21 protein-coding genes, 1 tRNA gene and 2 pseudogenes are annotated in these 22436 nt (G+C 64.0%); 13 read left to right on the top strand and 11 right to left on the bottom strand.

What is annotated here, in order from left to right; all coding sequences use genetic code 11:
• Positions 1-5: 5 nt before the first annotated feature.
• Together D5041_RS20575 and D5041_RS20570 are read right to left on the bottom strand one after the other, a co-directional pair.
• Positions 6-1181: an MFS transporter gene (locus tag D5041_RS20575; protein ID WP_010105288.1), complete on the bottom strand. Its 1176-nt coding sequence runs from the start codon at positions 1179-1181 to the stop codon at positions 6-8.
• A gap of 35 nt (positions 1182-1216) precedes the next feature.
• Positions 1217-2401, bottom strand: a complete 1185-nt coding sequence (locus D5041_RS20570) for an ABC transporter ATP-binding protein (RefSeq protein WP_265285636.1) — start codon at positions 2399-2401, stop codon at positions 1217-1219.
• 242 nt (positions 2402-2643) lie between these two features.
• Between D5041_RS20570 and D5041_RS20565 the strand changes: the two genes are divergently transcribed.
• Positions 2644-3657, top strand: a complete 1014-nt coding sequence (locus D5041_RS20565) for an IS701 family transposase (protein ID WP_265284686.1) — start codon at positions 2644-2646, stop codon at positions 3655-3657.
• Here the strand turns inward: D5041_RS20565 and D5041_RS20560 are convergent.
• The 3 genes from D5041_RS20560 to D5041_RS20550 form a co-directional block, all read right to left on the bottom strand.
• The gene (locus tag D5041_RS20560; protein WP_265285635.1) at positions 3641-4111 is read right to left on the bottom strand and encodes a hypothetical protein; all 471 of its coding nucleotides are present in this window, start codon (positions 4109-4111) and stop codon (positions 3641-3643) included. The two genes, D5041_RS20565 and D5041_RS20560, sit on opposite strands and share 17 nt — an antisense overlap.
• Positions 4112-4182: 71 nt before the next feature.
• Complete coding sequence (locus D5041_RS20555) at positions 4183-4632, bottom strand: GNAT family N-acetyltransferase (protein WP_265285634.1); 450 nt, start codon at positions 4630-4632, stop codon at positions 4183-4185.
• 159 nt (positions 4633-4791) lie between these two features.
• Positions 4792-6132, bottom strand: a complete 1341-nt coding sequence (locus tag D5041_RS20550; protein WP_265258124.1) for an IS4 family transposase — start codon at positions 6130-6132, stop codon at positions 4792-4794.
• Between the two features lie 490 nt (positions 6133-6622).
• Here D5041_RS20550 and D5041_RS20545 point away from each other — a divergent pair, with 490 nt between their 5' ends.
• The 10 genes and pseudogenes from D5041_RS20545 to D5041_RS20500 all read left to right on the top strand — a co-directional run bounded on the left by D5041_RS20545 (position 6623) and on the right by D5041_RS20500 (position 14740).
• Complete coding sequence (locus D5041_RS20545) at positions 6623-8173, top strand: ABC transporter substrate-binding protein (protein WP_407702324.1); 1551 nt, start codon at positions 6623-6625, stop codon at positions 8171-8173.
• Between the two features lie 27 nt (positions 8174-8200).
• A complete protein-coding gene (locus tag D5041_RS20540; protein WP_265285633.1) occupies positions 8201-9154 on the top strand; it encodes an ABC transporter permease in 954 nt (317 codons plus the stop codon).
• A gap of 24 nt (positions 9155-9178) precedes the next feature.
• Positions 9179-10084 (top strand): ABC transporter permease, encoded by a 906-nt coding sequence (locus D5041_RS20535; RefSeq protein ID WP_265259248.1) that lies wholly within the window; start codon positions 9179-9181, stop codon positions 10082-10084.
• A gap of 47 nt (positions 10085-10131) precedes the next feature.
• Positions 10132-10431 (top strand): annotated as a pseudogene (locus tag D5041_RS20530) (ABC transporter permease); the annotation flags it as partial.
• A gap of 47 nt (positions 10432-10478) precedes the next feature.
• A pseudogene (locus D5041_RS20525) lies at positions 10479-10778 on the top strand (ABC transporter permease); the annotation flags it as partial.
• 4 nt (positions 10779-10782) lie between these two features.
• Positions 10783-11820: an ABC transporter ATP-binding protein gene (locus D5041_RS20520; protein WP_265285632.1), complete on the top strand. Its 1038-nt coding sequence runs from the start codon at positions 10783-10785 to the stop codon at positions 11818-11820.
• Positions 11821-11824: 4 nt separating this feature from the next.
• Positions 11825-12898: an ABC transporter ATP-binding protein gene (locus D5041_RS20515; protein WP_265285631.1), complete on the top strand. Its 1074-nt coding sequence runs from the start codon at positions 11825-11827 to the stop codon at positions 12896-12898.
• Positions 12895-14097 (top strand): amidase, encoded by a 1203-nt coding sequence (locus D5041_RS20510; RefSeq protein WP_407702311.1) that lies wholly within the window; start codon positions 12895-12897, stop codon positions 14095-14097. The genes D5041_RS20515 and D5041_RS20510 overlap by 4 nt, the downstream gene beginning before the upstream one ends.
• 79 nt (positions 14098-14176) lie before the next feature.
• Entirely contained in the window at positions 14177-14515 is a 339-nt protein-coding gene (locus tag D5041_RS22265; RefSeq protein WP_265285630.1) for a type II toxin-antitoxin system prevent-host-death family antitoxin, read from the top strand.
• Positions 14516-14518: 3 nt separating this feature from the next.
• The gene (locus D5041_RS20500) at positions 14519-14740 is read left to right on the top strand and encodes a type II toxin-antitoxin system RelE family toxin (protein WP_265285629.1); all 222 of its coding nucleotides are present in this window, start codon (positions 14519-14521) and stop codon (positions 14738-14740) included.
• A gap of 80 nt (positions 14741-14820) precedes the next feature.
• Here D5041_RS20500 and D5041_RS20495 read toward each other — a convergent pair whose 3' ends face one another.
• The 3 genes from D5041_RS20495 to D5041_RS20485 all read right to left on the bottom strand — a co-directional run bounded on the left by D5041_RS20495 (position 14821) and on the right by D5041_RS20485 (position 16177).
• Positions 14821-15198, bottom strand: a complete 378-nt coding sequence (locus tag D5041_RS20495) for a hypothetical protein (RefSeq protein WP_265285628.1) — start codon at positions 15196-15198, stop codon at positions 14821-14823.
• Complete coding sequence (locus tag D5041_RS20490; protein ID WP_265259241.1) at positions 15191-15670, bottom strand: ImmA/IrrE family metallo-endopeptidase; 480 nt, start codon at positions 15668-15670, stop codon at positions 15191-15193. Before D5041_RS20490 ends, D5041_RS20495 begins: the two co-directional genes overlap by 8 nt.
• Positions 15671-16090: 420 nt before the next feature.
• A tRNA-Ser gene (locus D5041_RS20485) sits at positions 16091-16177 on the bottom strand.
• Between the two features lie 73 nt (positions 16178-16250).
• Here D5041_RS20485 and hemH point away from each other — a divergent pair.
• Together hemH and D5041_RS20475 are read left to right on the top strand one after the other, a co-directional pair.
• Entirely contained in the window at positions 16251-17333 is a 1083-nt protein-coding gene (hemH, locus tag D5041_RS20480) for a ferrochelatase (protein ID WP_265285627.1), read from the top strand.
• Between the two features lie 74 nt (positions 17334-17407).
• The gene (locus tag D5041_RS20475) at positions 17408-18523 is read left to right on the top strand and encodes a mechanosensitive ion channel family protein (RefSeq protein ID WP_265285626.1); all 1116 of its coding nucleotides are present in this window, start codon (positions 17408-17410) and stop codon (positions 18521-18523) included.
• Between the two features lie 24 nt (positions 18524-18547).
• On the opposite strand, the gene gap is transcribed toward D5041_RS20475, so the two are convergent.
• From gap to upp, 3 genes are all read right to left on the bottom strand, one after another.
• Positions 18548-19552 (bottom strand): type I glyceraldehyde-3-phosphate dehydrogenase, encoded by a 1005-nt coding sequence (gap, locus tag D5041_RS20470; protein ID WP_265285625.1) that lies wholly within the window; start codon positions 19550-19552, stop codon positions 18548-18550.
• Positions 19553-19601: 49 nt separating this feature from the next.
• Positions 19602-21680: a transketolase gene (tkt, locus tag D5041_RS20465; RefSeq protein ID WP_265285624.1), complete on the bottom strand. Its 2079-nt coding sequence runs from the start codon at positions 21678-21680 to the stop codon at positions 19602-19604.
• Positions 21681-21800: 120 nt separating this feature from the next.
• Positions 21801-22430: a uracil phosphoribosyltransferase gene (upp, locus tag D5041_RS20460; protein WP_010100520.1), complete on the bottom strand. Its 630-nt coding sequence runs from the start codon at positions 22428-22430 to the stop codon at positions 21801-21803.
• Positions 22431-22436 lie beyond the last annotated feature (6 nt).

Below are 22436 nucleotides of genomic sequence, written 5' to 3'. Positions count from 1 at the left end.
GCATGCTACGCGGTCCATGATTTGTTCCGCGCCCAACCCGCGCCCGCACAGACGAGCAGATAAGCGAGCGCCGAGGCCAGGTACATCGAGCGCATCGAGACTTCGGAGATCAAGACCGCGCTCAGCACGAGGGCGAGTGCGCCCAGCACATTCTCGAACAGGCTTTGCACCGAGTTGACCGCGCCGGCATGATCCGGTGGAATACGTTCGTAGAACGCGTGCCGCAGCTGGGTCTCGGACACGGCGCTGAATACGAGAAAGCCGAGGAAGCCAAGGCCCGCGACGATCTGGTTGCCGCCCGAGACTGCGGCGATCGCGAGCACGGTCAGGACGTTGATCAGCATCCTCTGGCGCGCCGCGAATGCGCTGACCGCCGGGAAACCCTTGGCAAGGACCAGGCCGACCAGACCCGAGGCCAGGTAGAAAACGAAGAGTTGTCCGGGATCCCCGTCCAGGCCCGGGACGATCAGGATCACGGCGTTCACGGAGATCGGCAGGAGCAAGGTCCTGCACGCGGAGAACAGCAGCATGGTCACCAGCAGGCCGCGCGTGCCGAGCACCTGCGACCAGGCACTCCGGTAGTGCAGGACGATGGGCATGCAGGGCCTGGCCCGCACCGCAGACCAGCGCGCCAGCACGTAGACGGCCGCAAGCAGCGCCCAGGCGGCGCTCACCGGCCAGAGCCAGCGGACCCCCGCCTGCCGGACGACCAGATAGCCCACCGCCGTGCCGAGGATGAGGCCAAGGGAACGGACGAACAGTGCGGATGCCGCCAAGCGCGGGTGGTCGATCTCCACGCCCTGGTGCCGGCATTCACACATCACCTGGGCCGTGAACGTCCCCGTGAGAAAGGTCGTCGCGACGCCGGCGATGAAATTGGCGAGAAAAACCAGCGGCGTCGAATGGGCGCCCCAGTAGAACAGCAGAAACGCCGCGGCCCGCAGGACGAGTGAGACCGTGAGCGAGGTCCGACCGCCCCAGCGATCCGTCAGGTAGCCGGTCGGCAACTCCGCGACGAATAACGCGAACCAGAACGTCGCCACAAGGTAGTTGGCCGCGCTCGCGTCGCCCAGCACACGCACCGCATACGCGACGAAGCCAAAATTCATGCAGGCCTCGAAGCCGGTGACCAGCACTGCGGCAACGTTCACTCTCGACAGGATTTTGTCGAAGCTCGGCATCTGTACTACGCTGTTCAGGATTTATGCAATAACGACTATTCGATTGTGTATTGTCCGAGTTGTGCGGTCCATAGTGTAGCGTAGTGGCCGTTTTTATTGAGTAACTCGGTGTGGGTTCCAAATTCAATGAGACAACCATGGTGCATGACGGCAATTTTGTCTGCAAGCCTGATCGCACCCAACCGATGCGTGATGAAGAGTACGGTCTTATCTGCTGCCAACGATTCAAGCCGATTGAACAGGTCGAATTCGCTTTTGGGATCCAGCGCCGAGGATGGCTCGTCAAGTACCAGAAGATCCGGATGACGAAAGAATGCCCGCGCGATGGACGTCTTTTGCCACTGACCACCTGATAATTCCATGCCATCGAATTCTCGCCCCAGTCGTTCGTTAACAACTGGCATGAAAGCGTCCAAGCCGGAAATTCCGAGTGCCTGATGCAGTGCAAGATCATCCGGATCGGAGCGGTCTGTGTCAGAAAGTCGAATGTTCTCTCTCAGAGTAAAGCCATAGGGAACAACATCTTGCTGCACGACACTGAAATGGGAGCGCCAAGAATCAACATCCAGGGATCGAACGTCAACGCCATCGACCTCGATTTTCCCCATGCTGGGATCGTATAGCCTGAGCAGCAATTTGATCAGGGTTGTTTTTCCGGATCCATTTTCTCCAACGATTGCTATTCGATCTCCCTTGCAGACCGTAAATGAAACGTTATTTACTGCAAGATGCCCATTCGGATACCTGAAGGATACGTCGATGAATTGAATGGATTCAGGCGCCTGTGGCAATGGTGATTTACCATTCTCAATGGAGTCGACCATCGCCATGAAGCGGTAATACAGTGTAAAGAAAAGTCCACGCTCAAAAAGGATGGAAATGGATTCAAGCAAGTAGAATACTATCGTGTTGCCAATCAATAGGGTTTGAATAAACGACGCGATATTTCCAACAGAAACTGCCTTTGTTCTGATTCCGGAGACAACCCAGATCAGCAGTCCAACGACACACAGCATGGACATCAGTTCAACCGGCAGAGTTGCAAGCGCTGATTTCCTGCGCACCAAGCGCATCTTTGCATGCGTAGCATCAGCAATCTCCGCATAACGGCGGACCAGCCAGTCAAAATAGTTGTAGACGCGATTTTCAATCCCATGCGGGACACCAATGGCGATGCACGATAGATAATCCATCTCCCTTGCTTTCTGACTGCGGCTCAAGGTGGTGCTCCATGTCAGATTCCTGAAGTGTATGGAAACCGCAATGCCGGGTATGACGCCTAACGTCAGCACAATGGGAAACCACCAAGCGATGGCACCCAAAGTGGCGATGATCGACAGAACAGTAATCCCGTCTCTCAGAATTAGGACTTACGCAAACCAAAATAAATAATCGAGAAAATAGTTTTTTGTAATGTTTTGTGATGTATAATTGCATGGTTTCAACTCCACACTTCATGAACATGAAGCCAACACGCCGTGATTACTGTCAATTTCTCATTTCGTCGCAGACGAATTACACGCAAACTTGGTTTGCCGATCATCATCAGCATTTTTCGCATGACGCCATCAATCGCTATTTGCAGAATGACGATGTAACGCCGGGTGATGTCTGGAAGCAGGCCAAAGGTGTGATTGAAACTTCTCCCGATGGCTTTCTCGTGTTTGACGACAGCGTTTCGGACAAGAACCATTCGCACAAGATGGAGTTGGTGCGCTTGCAATATAGCGGTAACGAGCATCGCCTGATCAAGGGAATCGGTATCGTCAATTGTTTGTACGTGGACCCACAAACCAAGCGCTACTGGATCATAGATTGGCGCGTCTATGAGCCGGACATTGATGCCAAGTCCAAGCTCACCCATATGAAGGAAATGTTCGACGACGCGCTGAACATCAAAAAACTGCCGTTCCGTGTGGTGCTGATGGATTCTTGGTACGCCACCAAGGATCTGATGCTGCACGTGCACCGCGAGGGTAAGATATTTTACTGCCCACTCAAGAGCAACCGCAAGGTGGACGACAGCGGTGGAAAGCAACCCTATCAGGCCGTGAGCAAATTGCAGTGGAATCAACAGGAAGCAGCACATGGCAAACTGATCAAGATTCATGGTTTTCCAGGTGCAACGAAGGTCAAGTTATTTCGGGTTGCGATTACAACGAATCGCACGGAATGGATTGTGACAAATGATCTTGATCAGACATCGACCGACGATGCAAAAGCGATATGTGGCATACGTTGGAAGATTGAGCAGTATCATCGCGAAGTGAAACAGACGCTCGGAATTGAGAAGTGCCAGTGCAGATCGGCCAAGGCGCAACGCAATCATATTGGCTGTGTGATATTGGCATGGAATTATATGTCTGCACTGGCTAGAAAGTTGAAAACGAATATTTACAATATCAAAAAGAAGATGCTATCGGATTATATGAGACAGGAGTTGACCCAACCAAGCGTGCTCATGGCCTTCGTCTGAACTGACTACAAAAGTCCGAGCTGCGCGCTAGCTGAAATTGGTCTGCGTAAGTCCTAAGAATAAAGAAAATTACCGACACCACATTTGTTGGTCGAGAAATAGCTCCATCCTGGAGGATCTTGATTGAATCCAGATAATCACTTCCGTCTTGATGCCCGATTCCACGCATTTCAGCAGACTTCTTCATCAAAGACATATTGATCGCTGCAGTAAATCGCTCAGCGAGATTGGCTTGATAAAACTGCATCAGTGGCCCCGCAATCTTGGGAACAAACAGTGAAATTACCCACGCGATGGGTAGCGGGTCCATGAGGGACAAGTGCTCCACCCCTTTGCTTGTAATAATATCGACAAGACACGAAGTCAGGAAAATCCAGAGCCCGGGAGCAAAACCACTGATGACGGAGGTGATTGCAAGCAGTATGAAATCTGTCGGCGCAGATGCATACATCATGGGGACGCTTCTTATGGTCGCCCGCAATACAAGAAGACTTGACCTGATTTTCTCAGCAGTGCGCATGGGATTTAGTGCATGAAATGGATCGGACTCCTAGGCTTCGCCTTGGGATCCAGGCTGCACGCTACAAGCTTTGATTCAGGGTGAATTCCCATTTTTGAGAAAAACCCAACCTGCGACGAAAGCGCTTCCAAATAAATCGATGTGTGCTCAAACCGCCTGGTCACCATGTTAAATAGTGCCCGACCTACACCTTGCTTTTGCCAATCGGGGTGAATGCAGGCTTCCGCCACCCAAGAGCAGATAACGTCATCACTCAAAACACGCACCATGCCAATCAAGCGTTCGTCATGTATGGCAAAGAACCCATGACAGCCATGTCCAAAAAGTCGATCAAGCAGATTTTCTTGCGACTTGTAGCCATCTGCCACTCCGAAGCCGACTGAATCATACAGGTCAGCTATCTGCTCCAGTGTAATACTGCTTACACTCTCGGAATAGTGCAACTTCTTCTGCATTTTCTCCAACTTTCATGAATCAGTGAGACACCCCGAAGTATGAAATACATGCTTGCTTTGGGGGACGGTGTATTTCACGTTAATGCTCATAACACATGGGAGTACGCACAATACACGAATAAAATTCCCATATCAACTGTAAGCTTATTACGCATTTCGTTATACACAAGTCTCCTGAACCTGAAGCTCGCGACAGAACCTGATGCCAGCGGCAAAGTCAAGAATGCGTTGCATTCCCAACCAGATGGTCTTGACTCCGGGCTCACCATCGCACTTTCGCGCAAGAAAGCCCCCCAGTCTGGCAATCAGCCGCACCACCTCGTTGAGCGTGGGCGGTTCCTTGGGCAACTCTTGCTTGTTCAGGATGTACGCCGCTTTCCATTCGTCGGGCTCGAACATCAGCTGCGCATCCAGTTGCGGGCAGCTACGCCCCAGCCGCATCAGCCGGGCAATGCGCCACGCCACCACCATGTACAGCACCACCGCGCGTTCTATCTTGCTGACACTGCCCAACTGCAAGGCTTCGATCCGGCAACCGTTCTTGAGCACATGGAAGAACATTTCGATCTCCCAGCGCGCCCGGTACCAGTCGATCATCCGGGCGGCCTGCTCCAGGGTCTCCACGGGCAAGTTCGTCAGCAATCTCCATTCGATGGGCTTTTCGCCATTCGCCAGCGCCTCTTCCCGGGCAACGATGCATGTGGCCTGCACAAACCCGCCGTGGCCATCGGGCAACTTCAGCGCTTGCGCCCACACTTGCTGTACCACTTCACGAGGGCGCGACCCCTGGCGCGAGGCAAGTGTGAAACGAATCTCTCCCTGCGACTCGCCCGCCGTCACCCGGTTCCACTGTTTGTCGTCTTCTTCTTCGAGAACCCGGTTGTGTTTGCTGCGCAGCAACCAGTCCACTGGATTGCCCAAGTCACGTGCTCGCACCATCAGGGCCATGATGTCAGCCTCGCGGTCGGCCACGTAGACCAGTCGTGTATTGGGCAACTGCGGGGCCATCTCGGCCAGTCGTTCGTAGCCCTCGATCCAGCGCAGGCTTTCGCTGACGCCAGGACGGCTACCATCGCTGTGGCGCGGCTGTCGTGCCCACATCCACGCATCGAGCACACCCAGCGGCTCGCGCGAGGTGGAGATGGCGTACGTGGGGTGCAGGTACATGCCGCGCTGGGCCTCGTAGCTCAGTGGCCCCAACCCCTTGGCCTCTTGCCCATTGAAGTTCAATTCGGTGGTGTCCTGGATGCACAAAACATGCTCGTGCGCCGCCATGCGGGCCACCGAGTTTTCGATGTGCGGCGCCAGGATGTCTTCCCACTGAACCGCCTCATTGCCAAAGAAGCGGTAGGCCCCGATGGTGTCGGCCCAATCGCCGCAGGCTTGGGGAATGCTGGCTGTGGGCTTGGCACTCAAGCTCTCGATCAGGCGGATCGCACGCTCTTTGCGCCTGGGGTCCCCCAGGTTCATGCTCTTGAATTCCGTGACTGTCCAGTTCATTGTATGCTTTCGCTATGAAATGAGTAGCATAGCTCATGCGAGGGGGCTTGTGTATAACGAGATGGCTTATTACGGGCTGCGGGCGAGAGCGTGGTGGGCGTTGTTGCGTAAATCCAGAACCGTATGGCGTGCTGATGTTTGTGCGCACAACGGCGACACAAGCGCTATTGTCAGATCTGCCGCTGCGTGCGCTGCAAGGCCAGGGGCTGCAAGGGAGCCGGGAGGCGGCCACCGAATTGTGACCGCGCGCAAGACAGGAAAACAACTATTGCAATCTGGCGCCCGCAGGGAGATAGTCCCCGCCGGTTTGCGCAGACGCTGGCACGGCCTGTGCTTGGGTCTTCCTGTCCACCCGCCAACCCACCGCCAACAGGAGTTTTCCGTGCAGTTGCCCTCCCCCGCCTGGTCCTTGAAACCCCTGGCCGTCTGCGCCCTGCTGGCGCTGCTGCCCCCGGTCGCCGCCGGGCAGGAGAAGACGCTGCGCATTGCGATGACCGTCGCCGACGTCCCGCGCACGCTGGGCCAGCCCGACCAGGGCTTTGAGGGCAATCGCTTTACCGGCATCCCGATCTACGACTCGCTCACGCAATGGGACCTGTCCAAGGCCGACGCGCCCAGCGTGGTCATTCCCGCGCTCGCGACCTCCTGGGCGGTGGACGCGAAGGACAGGACCCGCTGGGTCTTCAAGCTGCGCCCCGGCGTGAAGTTCCATGACGGCTCGGCGTTCGACGCTGACGCGGTGGTCTGGAACGTGGCCAAGGTGCTCGACAAGGAGGCGCCGCAGTTCGATCCGAGCCAGGTCGGCGTGACGGTCTCGCGCATGCCGACGCTCAGGAGCGCGCGCAAGATCGACGAGTTGACGGTCGAACTCACGACCAGCGAGCCCGACGCCTTTTTGCCCATCAATCTCACGAACCTCTTCATGGCCTCGCCGGCGCACTGGGGCGCCAAGCTCCGGGCCGTTGCGGCCAGCGTGGCGGCGCCGGCCGAGCGGGCCAAGGCCGCCTGGACTGCCTTTGCCGCCGACCCGGCTGGCTCGGGCCCCTTCAGGGTCACGCGCTTCGTCGCGCGCGAGCGCCTGGAACTGGCCGCGAACAGGGGCTACTGGGACGCCGGGCGCGTGCCGCAGATCGACAAGGTGGTTCTTCTGCCCATGCCCGAGGCGAACGCGCGCACGGCCGCGCTGCTCGGCGGCCAGGTCGATTGGATCGAGGCGCCCGCGCCCGACGCAATGCAGCAGATCAGGCAGCGCGGCTTCAAGATCTACGCGAATGCGCAGCCGCACGTCTGGCCCTGGCAGCTGTCCTTCGTCGAGGGCTCGCCCTGGCTCGACAAGCGCGTGCGCCAGGCGGCGAATCTGTGCGTTGACCGCGGCGGCTTGAAGCAATTGCTCGGCGGAATGATGGCCGAGCCCAAGGGAACGGTGGGGCCGGGCCATCCGTGGTGGGGCAACCCGAAGTTCGACCTCAGATACGACGTCAAGGCCGCGCAGGCGCTCATGGAGCAGGCCGGTTTCTCGGCCGCAAAGCCGGTCAAGGTGAAGGTGCAGATCTCGGCCTCGGGCTCGGGCCAGATGCAGCCGCTGCCGATGAACGAGTTCGTGCAGCAGTCGCTCAAGCAGTGCTTCTTTGACGTGCAGTTCGACGTCATCGAATGGAATACGCTGTTCACGAACTGGCGCAAGGGCGCCAAGGACCCCGCGGCGAACGGCGCGAATGCGACGAACGTGAGCTTCGCGGCGATGGACCCGTTCTTCGCCATGGCGCGCTTCGTGAGCACCCGGTCCTTCCCGCCGGTGTCGAATAACTGGGGCTACTACGGCAGTCCCGCGGTCGATCGGCTGGTGGCCGACGCCCGCACCAGCTTCGACGACAAGGCGCGCGACGCCGCGCTCGCGCGGCTGCACGCGCACATCGTGGACGACGCGCCCTTCGTCTGGATCGCGCACGACGTCGGCCCGCGCGCGCTCTCGGCCAAGGTCAGGAACGTGGTCCAGCCCAAGAGCTGGTTCATCGACATTGCGACCATGCGCCTGGATTGACAGCTGACAGCGCGCCCCGCACCGCCGATGTTCTCCTACCTGCTGCGCCGCGTCTGCCAGGCCATCCCGATCATGGTCGGCGTGGCCTTCCTGTGCTTTGTGCTCGTGCATCTGGCGCCGGGCGACCCGCTGGTGTCCATCCTGCCGCCCGACGCCTCGGCCGAGTTGCAGGCGCAGCTGCGCGTGCTCTACGGCTTCAACCGGTCGCTGCCCGAGCAGTTCGGGCTGTGGGTCTGGCGCGCGCTGCACGGGGACCTGGGCGTTTCGATCGCGAGCAACCGGGCGGTCGCCGGCGAGGTGCTGAACGCGGTCGGCAACACGCTGCGCCTGGCGTTCGTGGCGACCGCGATCGGCTTCGTCCTGGGCTGCCTGTTCGGCTTCGTCGCCGGCTACTTTCGCGGCTCCTGGATCGACCGCGCCGCGTCCACGCTCTCGGTGCTCGGCGTGAGCGTTCCGCACTACTGGCTGGGCATGGTGCTGGTGATCGTTTTCTCCTCGCAGCTCATGTGGCTGCCCGCGACCGGCGCCGGGCCGGACGGATCGCAGGACTGGGCCTGGGACTGGGCGCACCTGCAGTTCCTGGTGCTGCCGGCGCTCACGATGTCGGTGATTCCCATGGGAATCATCGCGCGCACGGTGCGCGCGTTGGTGGCCGAGATTCTCGGGCAGGAGTTCATCGTCGGCCTGCGCGCCAAGGGCCTGACGCATTTCGGCGTGTTCCGCCACGTGGTGAAGAACGCAGCGCCGACTGCGCTCGCGGTCATGGGCTTGCAACTGGGCTACCTGCTCGGCGGGTCGATCCTGATCGAGACGGTGTTCTCCTGGCCCGGAACCGGCTTCCTGCTGAACGCGGCGATCTTCCAGCGCGACCTGCCGCTGCTGCAGGGAACCATCCTCGTGCTGGCGCTGTTCTTCGTGCTGCTGAACCTGCTCGTCGACGTTCTGCAGACGCTGCTCGACCCGCGCATCGCAAGAGCATGAAGCGCCCCGTCCCCGGTTGAACCGATGTCCGCAACGATTCCCGCCCTCTCCCCGCATGCGCTCCCGGACGCGCTGCCGGCGCTGCCGCGCTCGCGCGGCTACTGGAGCGGCGCCACGCGGCGCTTTGCGCGCGACCCGGTGGCGCTGGGCGCGGCGCTGGTCATCGTGCTGCTGCTCGCCCTGGCGCTCTTCGGCCCCTGGATCGCGCCGGCCGACCCCTATGCAGCGTCGATGCTCCAGCGGCTCAAGCCGATCGGCACCGAGGGCCTGCCACTGGGCAGCGACGAACTGGGCCGCGACATGCTCTCGCGCCTGATCGTCGGCGCGCGGCTGTCGCTGTTCATCGGCATCACGCCGGTGCTCTGCGCGTTCGTGATCGGCGCGGCGATCGGCATCCTCGCGGGCTACGCGGGCGGCCTCGTGAACACCGTGATCATGCGCAGCATCGACGTCTTCTACGCCTTCCCCTCGGTGCTGCTCGCGATCGCGCTCTCGGGCGTGCTCGGCGCGGGCGTGGTGAATTCGCTGATCTCGCTGAGCATCGTGTTCGTCCCGCAGATCGCGCGCGTCGCCGAGAGCGTGAGCACGCAGGTGCGCGCACGCGACTACGTGGAAGCCGCGCGCGCCTCGGGTGCGGGCGCTTTCACCATCGTGCGCGTGCACGTGCTGGGCAACGTGCTGGGGCCGATCTTCGTCTACGCCAGCAGCCTGATCGCGGTCTCGATGATCCTGGCCTCGGGCCTGTCCTTCCTGGGCCTGGGCGTGAAGCCGCCGGAGCCCGAATGGGGCCTGATGCTGAACACCCTGCGCACCGCAATCTACGTGCAGCCCTGGGTGGCGGCGCTGCCCGGCGCGATGATTTTCGTCACCTCGATCGCGTTCAACCTGCTCTCCGACGGGCTGCGTTCGGCGCTGGACAACAAGGAATGAGGCAATGCACATGGTGCCTGCGATGACCGGCAGCGCGGACCGTGGAAGCCTCGGGCGCCGGGGCCTTTACCATCGTGCACGTGCTGGGCAACGTGCTGGGGCCGATCTTCGTCTACGCCAGCAGCCTGATCGCGGTCTCGATGATCCTGGCCTCGGGCCTGTCCTTCCTGGGCCTGGGCGTGAAGCCGCCGGAGCCCGAATGGGGCCTGATGCTGAACACCCTGCGCACCGCAATCTACGTGCAGCCCTGGGTGGCGGCGCTGCCCGGCGCGATGATTTTCGTCACCTCGATCGCGTTCAACCTGCTCTCCGACGGGCTGCGTTCGGCGCTGGACAACAAGGAATGAGGCAATGCACATGGTGCCTGCGATGACCGGCAGCGCGGACCGTGGAAGCCTCGGGCGCCGGGGCCTTTACCATCGTGCACGTGCTGGGCAACGTGCTGGGGCCGATCTTCGTCTACGCCAGCAGCCTGATCGCGGTCTCGATGATCCTGGCCTCGGGCCTGTCCTTCCTGGGCCTGGGCGTGAAGCCGCCGGAGCCCGAATGGGGTTTGATGCTCAACACCCTGCGCACCGCAATCTACGTGCAGCCCTGGGTGGCGGCGCTGCCCGGCGCGATGATCTTCGTCACCTCGATCGCGTTCAACCTGCTCTCCGACGGGCTGCGTTCGGCGCTGGACAACAAGGAATGAGGCAATGCACACGGTGCCCGCGATGACCGGCAGCGCGGACCCCGCGCAGCCCCTGCTCACGGTGCGCGGGCTGCACAAGCACTTCCCGCTGAAGAAGGACCTGCTGGGCCGCGGCGGCGGCGTGGTGCGCGCGGTCGATGGCGTGGACTTCGAGGTCTTCGAGGGCGAGACGCTGGGCGTGGTCGGCGAATCGGGCTGCGGCAAATCGACCACCGCGCGGCTCTTGATGCGGCTGATCGCGCCGACGGCCGGCGAGCTGTTGTTCGACGGCCGCAGCGTCGGCAGCCGCGACCTGCCGCTCGCGGAGTTTCGCCGCCAAGTGCAGATGGTGTTCCAGGACAGCTACGCCTCGCTGAACCCGCGCCTGACGGTCGAGGACTCGATCGCCTTCGGGCCGCGGGTGCACGGCGTGGCGCGCCGCGCGGCGGTGCAGCGCGCGCACGACCTGCTTGCGCGCGTCGGCCTGGAGCCGCAGCGCTTTGCCGAACGCTACCCGCACGAGCTCTCCGGCGGCCAGCGCCAGCGCGTGAACATCGCGCGCGCGCTGGCACTGCAACCGCGCATGGTGCTCCTCGACGAGGCCGTTTCGGCGCTCGACAAATCGGTCGAGGCGCAGGTGCTCAACCTGCTGCTCGACCTCAAGGCCGAGTTCGGCCTGACCTACGTCTTCATCAGCCACGACCTGAACGTGGTGCGCTACATGAGCGATCGCGTGCTCGTCATGTACCTCGGACAGGTGGTCGAGATCGGCCCCGCGGAGGCGCTCTACGCAACGCCGGCGCACCCCTACACGCGCGCGCTGCTCGCGTCCATGCCGTCCATGGACCCCGAACAGCGCACCCGGGAGGCGGCGCTCGCCGGCGATCCGCCGAGCCCGATCGACCCGCCTTCGGGCTGCCGTTTCCACCCGCGCTGCGCGCTCGCAGCGCCGCTGTGCAGCCAGCGCATTCCGGCGCGCGTGGCCGCCGCTGCGGCGCAGCAGCGCGTCAGCTGCCTGGTGCACGCGCCGGGCAGCGGGCATCCACTGGCGCAGGCCGCCTGACCCCATGGCCGCTCCTGCGATTCCTGCGTCCCCTTCCTGCGCGGCTCCCGCGGGCGAGCCGCTGCTGCGCCTGCGCGATCTCAGCGTCAGCTTCTGTGGCGGCCGCAAGCCCGTGCAGGCCGTCAGCGGCGTGAGCCTGGACCTGCAGCGCGGCGAGGTGCTCGCGCTCATCGGCGAATCGGGGTCGGGCAAGAGCGTGACCCTGCGCAGCCTGCTGCGCCTGCATCCGGAACGCCGCACGCAGCTGCGCGGCCAGATCCGCGTGGCCGGGCGCGACGTGCTCGCGCTGACGCAGGCCGGGCTCGCCGACTACCGTGGCAAGGTGGCCTCGATGATCTTCCAGGAGCCGCTGCTGGCGCTGGACCCGGTGTACCCGGTCGGCGCGCAGATCGTCGAGTCGATCCGGCGGCACGAGACGCTGTCCGCCGCCGAAGCGCAGCGGCGCGCGCTGGAACTGTTCGAGCGCGTGCGCATTCCGAGCCCCGGGCGGCGCCTGCAGGCCTATCCGCACGAGCTCTCGGGGGGCATGCGCCAGCGCGCGATGATCGCGCTGGCGCTGGCCTGCCGCCCGCAGCTGCTGCTCGCCGACGAGCCCACGACCGCGCTCGACGCCACGGTGCAGATCCAGATCCTGCTGCTGCTGGGCGAGTTGCAGCGCGACCTGGGCCTGGCGGTGCTGTTCGTCACGCACGACATCGGCGCGGCGCTGGAGCTCGCCGACCGCATCGCCGTGATGTACGCGGGGCGCATCGTCGAGGAAGGCTCGGCGCGCGCGCTGATCCGCTCGCCGCGCCATCCCTACACCATCGCGCTGCTCAAGAGCCGCGCGCACGGCGCGCTGGCGCGCGGCAGCCGGCTCGAGACCATAGCCGGCGCGCCGCCCGACCTGTCTGCGCTGCCACCGGGCTGCGCCTTCGCGCCGCGCTGCACACTTGCGCAAGCGGCCTGCCGCACGGCGCAGCCGGCCGTGATCGACGTCGCGCCGGGGCACCGCGTGCGCTGCATCCGTACCGACGCCGCCGCGGCCCTGCATGCTGCGCACCGGATTTCCCCACTGCCGAAAGCGAGCCCCGCATGATGATCCCGCACGACCCCGCCCACGCCTTCGTTCCCTACCCCGCGGTTGCCGTCCCCGCCGCGCCGACCGGCCCGCTGGCCGACCTGCGCTTCGGCGTGAAGGATTTGTTCGACGTCGCGGGCTACCCCACGGGCGGCGGCAACCCGATCCTGCTCGCGTTGTCCGGAATCAAGACGCGCAGCGCGCCGACCGTGCAAAAGCTGCTCGACGCCGGCGCCCGCTTCGCCGGCAAGACCGTGACCGACGAGTTCGCCTTCTCGATGAACGGCAACAACGCGCATTTCGGCGCGCCGCTCAACGGCGCGGCGCGCGAGCGCATCACCGGTGGCTCGTCCTCGGGGTCGGCGTCGGTCGTGTCCTCGGGGCTGTGCGACTTCGCGCTCGGCACCGACACCGGCGGCTCGGTGCGCGCGCCGGCGAACCATTGCGGCCTGTACGGCCTGCGTCCCACGCACGGCCGCGTCAGCCTTGAGGGTGCGCTCGACCTCGCGCCCAGCTTCGACACCTGCGGCTGGTTCGCGCGCGACGTCGGCAGCTTCGCGCGCGTCGCCGACGTGCTGCTGGGTGCCGACGCGAAGCCGCTGCCGCAGCGCCCCCGGCTGCTGTGGCCGAAGGACATCTGGGCCATGCTCGAGGCGCCGGTCAGGGACGCGCTCGACGGCACGGCGCAGCGCGTGCAGTCGCTGCTCGGCCCGGCCACGCCGCTTGACGTGGTCCTCGAATCCTGGGACGCGATGTACTGGAACTTCCGCTACCTGCAAGGGCGCGAGGCCTGGCTCACCGACGGCCCGCTGATCGAGCGCTACGCGCCGCCGCTGGGCCCCGACGTGGCCGAACGTTTCGCCTGGTCGCGCGCCGTGACGGACGCGCAGGTAAACACCGCGCGCGCCTTCCGCCTGGACTTTCGCGCCCGGCTGGCGCAGACGCTGGGCAGCGACGGCGTGCTGCTCATGCCCAGCATGCCGGACATCGCGCCGCTGCGCAACGCGACGGGCAGCAGCCTGGAGGACTACCGCAACCGCGCAATCCGCATGCTGTGCCTGGCCGGGCTCGGCGGCTTCCCGCAGCTGTCGATGCCGCTGGCGCAGCGCGCGGGCGCGCCGCTGGGCATTTCGCTGCTCGGGCCCGCGGGGGCGGACCGGTCCCTGGTGGCGCTGGCGCAGCGCATCGCGCTCCATCCCCTGCGCGGCGCCCAGTGACAGTGAAATCGACCAATTGAATGGTCATTATTTGCTAGCATGGGAGCGCACCCCCCATCTCCCATCTGGAGCACGCGCCATGAACGCCGTACTGGCTGAAACATCGATCGGCATCACCGAACTCAAAAAAAATCCCTCTGCCGTCATTCGCGACGCCGGAATGCAGACCGTCGTCGTCTTGCATCACAACAAACCATCGGCTTATCTTGTGCCGGCCCGCACCTATGAGGCATTGATGGACATGCTCGACGATTTGCAATGGATCCCGCTCGTTCAGCAACGAATCACTGACTGGCAGGCTGATCCGGATCAGGGGATCCCTGTCACCCGGGAAGAATTGGCAAACATCGCGCGCGCCACGACGGCGAAATCTCCCAAATCCCGAACGGCGAAATCCCCCTTGGCCACCACGCGTTGAAGCATGCGCCAAGCAGCAGGCAGTTACCGCCTGGAGTTTCTGCCCCAAGCCAAAGGGGAATGGGACAAGCTCGATGGCAGCATCCGGACCCAATTTGCCAAAGTACTTCTGCGCAGGCTCGATGCGTCCCGGGTTCCCGCTGCCGCCCTCATGTCCATGCCGGATTGCTACAAGATCAAACTGCGCGGCGCAGGCTTGCATAAGCCGTTCTGTTCAGTGGCGTGAACCGCAGCACTGGGAAACCCAAGGGCGTTGATCGGCGCACCGCGCTGGCCATTGCAGCGGGTCAGCGCAGGGAACAAGGCTTAAGTTTTCCCGACGGCCAACTTCAGCATGTCCAGGATGATGTCCAAGGAAACCAGACCCGTTCCGTGGTCGTCCTTGTCGTTTCCTTTCATTTTGGAAACCGATCGCAGCAGGCCAATCACGATGACCGTAGGAGGGATCACAAAGGCGGTCACGAGAAGCGATGCATGCCAATGGATTTGAGGATTCGCATTCAGCATGAAGAGTATTATCACCGCTATGATGATCGCTGCAAAGAACAAGATGCTTGCACAACGAAGAGTCCACTTGAACACACACTGCTCGGTGTTCAGTTTATGCTTTTGCTCCTCCAGCCCGATGTTCGTCACGTCAGGATTCTGGATGGGCGCATTTTCAGTTGATAAATCTTCAGCCACGGATCATTCCAAGGTTGACCAAGCGCCACTTCATTGCCACTTGGGAGACGCGAAACAGAGACGCGAGCCCCTGAATGGTACTTACCCCCTTCTCCATCATCACATATTTCACAATCCGTTCAGGCATGAGGAGTTGGGCCGCAAAGTGATTGGCCTGGCGCTCCTCGGGGAGTTGAGCACCCGTCGAGAAATTTGCCACGGGGTCGCGAAACATCTTGGTGGTCACGCGGTCCAAATGACCAAGAGCGTAGTGGCCGATCTCGTGCGCAACGGTAAAGCGCCACCGAGGATTGCTTTGTTCGGCACTGTTGTAGGTGATGTGGACCGTACCATCGCTCACCTCGACGCTGCCGCTTTCGGGCAAGAACGGGTCAGATTTCACCTTGATCCCCATGGCGCTTGCAATTTTGATCGGGTTAATGGGCAGCATTCCATCCCAGTAGGCATCAAGAATTTGTTGCGCGGTTTTCATGTGAACCCCCTTAGGAAAAGCAAGCGCCCTTGATTGCATCTAAGCGCGCTCGTTGGACTTATTGTGTCATCACGGGACGTAGCTGGCGTAACGAAGTGTATCTTGACGTGGCGTTGTTGCCTGAATTCTGGGTCGCTTGGCGAGGCTGCGGCGACCTGATCTTCACATCCAGCCTTGGCACGGAGCGCTTGCGAGCCCCAGGCCGCTGACCGGTGCGCAGCGCTGACGCAGCCATCGTTGCGGGCTCCACTGTCATGGTATCGCCCCACGCGATACCACGGTCGGTACCATGATTGGATGCTGGCTGTAGCGGGATGCACATGTTCCGTTTCGGGCTACCGTGGACAACGCCCCCAAGGAAAAAGCCCCGTCACAGGGACTGTGCGGGGCTTGTGAAGACTGGTGTGGACGGGTTCCCGGCGGAGAGGGCGGGATTCGAACCCGCGGTGGGGATTAGCCCACACACGCTTTCCAGGCGTGCGACTTAAACCGCTCATCCACCTCTCCGAAGCGTCGAATTATAGCCAGGGTCGATTCCAGCAAACGGGCCGCTTGCCGATGCCTTTGCCACAATGGCGGCATGCGCTCCCCCCTCGCCCCGGCCTCCCTCCCTCCCCACGACCAAGCCGAGCGCAGCGCGGTGCTGCTGTGCAATCTGGGCACGCCCGACGGGCCCACGGCGCCTGCCGTGCGCCGCTATCTGGCACAGTTTCTGAGCGATCGGCGCGTGGTCGAGATTCCCCGGCTGGTGTGGCTGCCGATCCTGCACGGCATCGTCCTGCGCGTTTACCCCGCCAGGTCGGCCGCGAAATACGGCAGGGTGTGGACGGCCGCTGGCTCGCCGTTGGCGCTCTGGACCGCCAGGCAGGCCGCGCTGCTGCATGACCGGCTGGACGCAGCCGCCCAGCCACTGCTGGTGCGCCATGCCATGCGCTACGGCAAGCCGTCGATCGCCAGCCAGCTCGACGCGCTCCAGGCCGAAGGCGCGGCGCGCATCCTCATTTTGCCGCTCTACCCGCAATACTCGGCCTGCACCACCGCGAGCGTGTTTGACGCCGTCTACCGCTGGGCCGGGCGCACGCGCAACCTGCCCGAGCTGCGCTTCGTGAACCGCTACCACGACCACCCGGGGTATATCGACGCATTGGCGCGCCGCATCGAGACGCACTGGGCGCACCACGGCCCGCCCGGGCAGTTGCTGATGAGCTTTCACGGCATTCCCGAGCGCAGCCTGCGGCTGGGCGACCCCTACCAGCGCGAAGTGCGCGAGACCGCGCGCCTGCTGGCCGAGCGCCTGGGCCTGCGCGCGGACCGCTACCGCGTCAGCTTCCAGTCGCGTTTTGGCAAGGCCCGGTGGATCGAGCCCTACACCCTGCCCACCGCGCAGGCGCTGGCCCGGGCGGGCGTGCGGCGCGTGGACGTGGTGTGCCCGGGCTTTAGCTGCGACTGCCTGGAGACGCTGGAGGAAATCGACATCGAACTGCGCGCGGCCTTCCTGCATGCGGGCGGCAAGGAGTTTCACTACATCCCCTGCCTGAACGACGACGGCGCCTGGATCGCCGCCCTGGGCCAGGTGGCGCAGCAGCATCTGGCAGGTTGGCCAGCCGCCGTACCAAGCGGACCAAGCGCCGACGCGCGGGCCGGCCACGCGGCCCAGCGCTGATCGCAGCGCGCGCGGCCCCCGGCGCATGCGGGTACAGTCATGCGGCATCGAATGACGCAAAGGAGATCATGCGCATGCAGTATTCCGCTTTTCTGTCCTGGGTCCGGGAGACCAGCTTTGCCGGCGTCCCGCTGTGGAGCCTGCTGGTGGCGCTGGCAGCGGCTGCGGCCACGTATGCGGGCATCCTCGTGGCGCTGCGGCTGCTCACGGGCCGGGCGAAGCTGTGGGTCGCCGCGTCGGACAGCGCAGCCGCGCGCACGGTGGTGGACGTGTTCCAGGGCACGCACCACATGCTGATGGCGGCGTTGGCGCTGCTCGTGGGCGCGAGTCTGCTGGACCTGCCCGGCCGCTGGGAGAGCCGCCTGAGCCAGCTGTGGTTCGTGGCCGTGGCGCTGCAGATCGGCCTGTGGGGGATGCGCGCCATCGGCATCGGCGTGCGCCGGTACGTGGAACGCAACCCGTCCGCGACGGGCGCGGCGCAGGTCAGCGCCTCGGCCACGCTGATGTCCTGGGGCCTGCGCGCCCTGCTGTGGAGCGTCGTCCTGCTGGCCATTTTGTCCAACCTGGGCGTGAACGTCACGGCCTTCGTGGCCAGCCTGGGGGTGGGCGGCATTGCGTTGGCGTTGGCGGTGCAGAACATCCTCGGCGATCTGTTCGCGTCGCTGTCCATCGCGGTGGACAAGCCCTTTGAAGTCGGGGACTTCGTCGTGGTCGGCGGCGTCTCGGGCACCGTGCAGGCCATTGGCCTGAAGACCACGCGCATTCGCAGCCTGCAGGGCGAGCAGGTGGTGATGTCCAATACCGACCTGCTCAAGCAGACCATCAGCAACTACCGGCTGCTCGAACAGCGGCGCATCGTATTCGGCTTCGGCGTGACCTACGACACCACGGCCGAGCAGGCCGAGGCGATTCCGGGCATCGTGCGCCAGCTCGTCGAAGCGCAGCCGCAACTGCGCTTCGACCGGGCGCATTTCAAGGCTTTCGGAGCCAGCTCGCTGGACTACGAAGTGGTGTACATCGTCGAAGACCCGGCCTATGGCGTCTACATGGACCGGCAGCAGGCCGTCAACCTGGGGCTGATGCGCGAGCTCCGGGCCCGGGGAATCGAGTTCGCCTTCCCCACCCGGACGCTGCACATTGCCAGCGCGCCGCAGTCGGCCGCCGGCGCGGCAACGGCGGCCGCGCGCTGACGGGGGCCGGCGGCCGGCAATTCGTCAGTGCGCCTGCGACACCACGCGCGCCATCTCCAGGCATTTGTTCGAATAGCCCCATTCGTTGTCGTACCAGCTCACGACCTTCACGAAGTGGGCGTCGAGCGCAATGCCGGCGTCGGCGTCGAAGATCGAGGTGCGCGGGTCGCCGCGGAAGTCGGTGGCCACCACCTTGTCTTCGGTGTAGCCGAGAACGCCTTTGAGAGCGCCCTCGGACTGGGCCTTCATTTCGGCCTTGATCTCTTCGTAGCTGGCGGGCTTTTCGAGCTCCACGGTCAGGTCCACCACCGACACGTCGGAGGTGGGAACGCGAAACGCCATTCCGGTGAGCCTCTTGTTCAGCGCGGGAATCACCACGCCCACGGCCTTGGCGGCGCCGGTGCTCGACGGGATGATGTTTTCCAGAATGCCGCGACCGCCGCGCCAGTCCTTGTTCGAAGGGCCGTCAACGGTCTTTTGCGTGGCGGTGGCGGCGTGCACCGTGGTCATCAGGCCGCGCTTGATTCCCCATTTGTCGTGCAGCACCTTGGCCACGGGCGCGAGGCAGTTGGTGGTGCACGAGGCGTTGGAGACGATCGCCTGGCCGGCGTAGCTTGCGTGGTTCACGCCAAACACGAACATCGGGGTGTCGTCCTTGGAGGGGGCCGACAGAATGACCTTGTGGGCGCCCGCGTCCAGGTGCTTGCGCGCCGAGGCATGGTCCAGGAACAGGCCGGTGGATTCGATCACCACGGTGGCACCGACTTCACTCCAGCGCAGCTGGGCGGGGTCGCGCTCCTGCGTCAGGCGGATCTTGCGGCCGTTGACGATGAGGGTGTTGCCCTGGACCGAGACGGCGCCCTGAAAGCGCCCGTGCACCGAGTCGTATTGCAGCATGTACGCGAGGTAGTCGGGGTCGAGCAGGTCGTTGATTCCCACGACCTCGACGTCGTTGAAGTTCAGGATGGCGCAGCGCAGCACGTTGCGGCCGATGCGACCGAAGCCGTTGATACCGATTTTGATCGTCATGGCGTTTTCCCTGTCCAAAGTTGCTCTGCAAAAATCCACTGGCGGCGGCTTATTTGCGGCGCCCGCCGAGCACGGCGCGCACGGTGGCCGCGAGGTTTTCTTCGGTGAAGCCGAAATGCTTGAGCAGCGCAGGCGCGGGGGCCGATTCGCCGTAGCGGTCGATGCCCAGCACGGCCGCGCAGCCGTATTTCCACCAGCCGTCGGTGGCGCCCATTTCCACCGCCACGCGCGGCAGTCCGGCGGGCAGAACGGCTCTTTTGTAGCGCGTGTCCTGGCGGTCGAAGGCCGTGCTGCCGGGCATGGAGACCACGCGCACGGGGATTTTCCGGTCGGCCAGCAGGCGCTGCGCCTTCAGCGCCAACTGCACCTCGGAGCCGGTGGCAATGATCACGGCCACGGGTTTCTTTTTCAGGCCGACGTCGGCGGGTTCGCTCAGCACATAGGCGCCGCGGCTGATCTCGCCCAGGCTGCGCTTGGGCGCGTAGGGCAGGTTCTGGCGCGAGAGCAGCAGCGCGCTCGGCCGGTCCTCGTTGGACAGCGCCACGCTCCAGGCCACGGCGGTCTCCGCGGTGTCTGCGGGGCGCCAAACGTCGAGGTTGGGGATCAGCCGCAGGCTCGCGGCCTGCTCGATGGCCTGGTGCGTGGGACCGTCCTCGCCCAGGCCGATGGAGTCGTGCGTGAACACATGGATCACGCGCAGCCGCATCAGCGCGGCCATGCGGATGGCGTTGCGGCTGTAGTCGCTGAACGTGAGGAAGGTGCCGCCGTAGGGGATGAAGCCGCCATGCAGCGCAACGCCGTTCATGATGGCGGCCATGCCGAATTCGCGCACGCCGTAGTTGATGTGGCGCCCGCCGGTCTGCCCGCCGTCGCCGTCTTCGCGCCCGGTTTGCAGCACCTGGCCCTGCGGGTCAAAGCGCAGCGGGGGCGTGCTCCTGGTGTGCGTGAGGTTGGATCCGGTCAGGTCGGCGCTGCCGCCGAGCAGTTCCGGCAGCGCGGCGGTAAAGGCTTCGAGCGCCAGCTGGCTGGCCCTGCGGCTGGCCACGGTTTCGCCCTGCGTGTGCGCGGCGACCACGGTGTCCACGGCCAGTTGCGCGAAATGCGCCGGCAGGCGGCCCTGCATGCGGCGCTCGAACTCGGCGGCGAGTTCCGGGAAAGCCTTGCGGTAGGCGCCAAAGCGCTGCTTCCACGCGATTTCTGCGCTCTTGCCGCGGGCCTTGGCGTTCCAGTCGGCGTATACGTCCCGCGCAATCACGAATGGCGCGCTCGTCCAGCCCAGGGCTTCGCGGGTGAGCGCAATTTCTTCGGCGCCCAGCGGCTCGCCGTGCGCCTTGGCCGTGTTCGCGCGGTTCGGGCTGCCCTGGCCGATCTGCGTCTTGCACACGATGAGGCTGGGGCGCCCGGTCTGCTCTTTGGCTTGCGTGATCGCAGCTGCCACCTTGTCGGCGTCGTGGCCGTCGATGGGGCCGATCACGTTCCAGCCGCAGGCCGCAAAGCGCCCCGGGGTGTCGTCGGCAAACCAGGGCGCGACCTGGCCGTCGATCGAGATGCCGTTGTCGTCGTACAGCGCGATCAGCTTGTCGAGCCTCCAGGCGCCCGCGAGCGACACGGCCTCGTGGCTGATGCCTTCCATCAGGCAGCCGTCGCCCAGAAAGGCGTAGGTGTGGTGGTCCACCACGGTGTGGCCCGCGCGGTTGAACTCGCGCGCGAGCAGCTTTTCTGCGAGCGCAAAGCCCACGGCGTTGGCGATGCCCTGGCCCAGCGGGCCGGTGGTGGTTTCCACGCCGGGGGTGAGTCCCACCTCGGGGTGGCCCGGCGTCTTGCTGTGCAACTGGCGGAAGTTCTGCAACTCGGCCATCGGCAGCTCGTAGCCGCTCAGGTGCAGCAGCGCGTAGAGCAGCATCGATCCATGGCCGTTGCTCAGCACGAAGCGGTCGCGGTCGAACCAGCGGGGGTTCGCCGGGTTGTGCTTGAGGTGGCGGCCCCATAGCGCCACGGCCATGTCGGCCATGCCCATGGGGGCGCCGGGGTGGCCGCTGTTGGCGCGTTGGACGGCGTCCATGGCCAATGCGCGGATCGCATTCGCCATGCGTCGGGATTGCTGCTGGGGTTGCTGGGTAGGGGCCATGGGGTGGGAGCGGGGCAGGGGGGTCGGAGGGAGCCGGGGATTCTACCGGGGCGGCTGCGCCGGCCCGTGCAGCCGCCAGTGCCGGCGCCGATGACGCGCCCTCGCCATGGAACGCATGGCCTACTTGGTGCCAAAGATGCGGTCCCCCGCGTCGCCCAGCCCCGGCAGGATGTAGCCGTGGTCGTTGAGTTCGCGGTCGATCGCGGCCGTGAAGATGGGGACGTCGGGGTGGGCCTTGTGCAGTCTGTGAATGCCTTCGGGCGCGGCCAGCAGGCAGACGAACTTGATGGAGCGCGGATCGAGCCGCTTGATCCGGTCCACGCACGCGGCCGCCGAGTTGCCCGTGGCCAGCATGGGGTCGACGACGACGACGTCGCGCGCGTCCATCCCGGAGGGCATCTTGAAGTAGTACTCCACCGCTTGCAGCGTGGCCGGGTCGCGGTACAGGCCGACGTGGCCCACGCGGGCGCCGGGAACGACGTTGAGCATGCCGTCCAGAAAGCCGTTGCCCGCGCGCAGGATGGAAACGAACACCAGCTTCTTGCCGTCGATCACCTTGCCGGTCATGGCTTCCAGCGGGGTTTCGATCGGCATGTCCTGCAGCGGCATGTCGCGCGTGACTTCGTACGCCATGAGCGTGCTCAGCTCGCCCAGCAGGCGGCGAAAGCTGTTGCTGCTGGCGTCTTTCCTGCGCATCAGCGTGAGCTTGTGCTGGACCAGGGGATGGGTGACGACGGTGACGCGGTTCATCATGGG

It is taken from the genome of Verminephrobacter aporrectodeae subsp. tuberculatae (assembly GCF_026127385.1).
In the GTDB taxonomy this organism is placed as follows: Bacteria; Pseudomonadota; Gammaproteobacteria; order Burkholderiales; family Burkholderiaceae_C; genus Acidovorax; species Acidovorax aporrectodeae.
The sequence above is the reverse complement of the archived record's forward strand: the minus strand, read 5'-3'. Positions and strand labels throughout refer to the sequence as shown.

Excerpts from the sequence above, each read along its gene's own strand:
- D5041_RS20575 (WP_010105288.1), bottom strand. The coding sequence starts at position 1,181 with ATGCCGAGCTTCGACAAAATCCTGTCGAGAGTGAACGTTGCCGCAGTG.
- D5041_RS20565 (WP_265284686.1), top strand. The coding sequence starts at position 2,644 with ATGAAGCCAACACGCCGTGATTACTGTCAATTTCTCATTTCGTCGCAG.
- D5041_RS20560 (WP_265285635.1), bottom strand. The coding sequence starts at position 4,111 with ATGATGTATGCATCTGCGCCGACAGATTTCATACTGCTTGCAATCACC.
- D5041_RS20555 (WP_265285634.1), bottom strand. The coding sequence starts at position 4,632 with ATGCAGAAGAAGTTGCACTATTCCGAGAGTGTAAGCAGTATTACACTG.
- D5041_RS20550 (WP_265258124.1), bottom strand. The coding sequence starts at position 6,132 with ATGAACTGGACAGTCACGGAATTCAAGAGCATGAACCTGGGGGACCCC.
- D5041_RS20545 (WP_407702324.1), top strand. The coding sequence starts at position 6,623 with ATGACCGTCGCCGACGTCCCGCGCACGCTGGGCCAGCCCGACCAGGGC.
- D5041_RS20540 (WP_265285633.1), top strand. The coding sequence starts at position 8,201 with ATGTTCTCCTACCTGCTGCGCCGCGTCTGCCAGGCCATCCCGATCATG.
- D5041_RS20535 (WP_265259248.1), top strand. The coding sequence starts at position 9,179 with ATGTCCGCAACGATTCCCGCCCTCTCCCCGCATGCGCTCCCGGACGCG.
- D5041_RS20520 (WP_265285632.1), top strand. The coding sequence starts at position 10,783 with ATGCACACGGTGCCCGCGATGACCGGCAGCGCGGACCCCGCGCAGCCC.
- D5041_RS20515 (WP_265285631.1), top strand. The coding sequence starts at position 11,825 with ATGGCCGCTCCTGCGATTCCTGCGTCCCCTTCCTGCGCGGCTCCCGCG.
- D5041_RS20510 (WP_407702311.1), top strand. The coding sequence starts at position 12,895 with ATGATGATCCCGCACGACCCCGCCCACGCCTTCGTTCCCTACCCCGCG.
- D5041_RS22265 (WP_265285630.1), top strand. The coding sequence starts at position 14,177 with ATGAACGCCGTACTGGCTGAAACATCGATCGGCATCACCGAACTCAAA.
- D5041_RS20500 (WP_265285629.1), top strand. The coding sequence starts at position 14,519 with ATGCGCCAAGCAGCAGGCAGTTACCGCCTGGAGTTTCTGCCCCAAGCC.
- D5041_RS20490 (WP_265259241.1), bottom strand. The coding sequence starts at position 15,670 with ATGAAAACCGCGCAACAAATTCTTGATGCCTACTGGGATGGAATGCTG.
- hemH (WP_265285627.1), top strand. The coding sequence starts at position 16,251 with ATGCGCTCCCCCCTCGCCCCGGCCTCCCTCCCTCCCCACGACCAAGCC.
- D5041_RS20475 (WP_265285626.1), top strand. The coding sequence starts at position 17,408 with ATGCAGTATTCCGCTTTTCTGTCCTGGGTCCGGGAGACCAGCTTTGCC.
- gap (WP_265285625.1), bottom strand. The coding sequence starts at position 19,552 with ATGACGATCAAAATCGGTATCAACGGCTTCGGTCGCATCGGCCGCAAC.
- tkt (WP_265285624.1), bottom strand. The coding sequence starts at position 21,680 with ATGGCCCCTACCCAGCAACCCCAGCAGCAATCCCGACGCATGGCGAAT.
- upp (WP_010100520.1), bottom strand. The coding sequence starts at position 22,430 with ATGAACCGCGTCACCGTCGTCACCCATCCCCTGGTCCAGCACAAGCTC.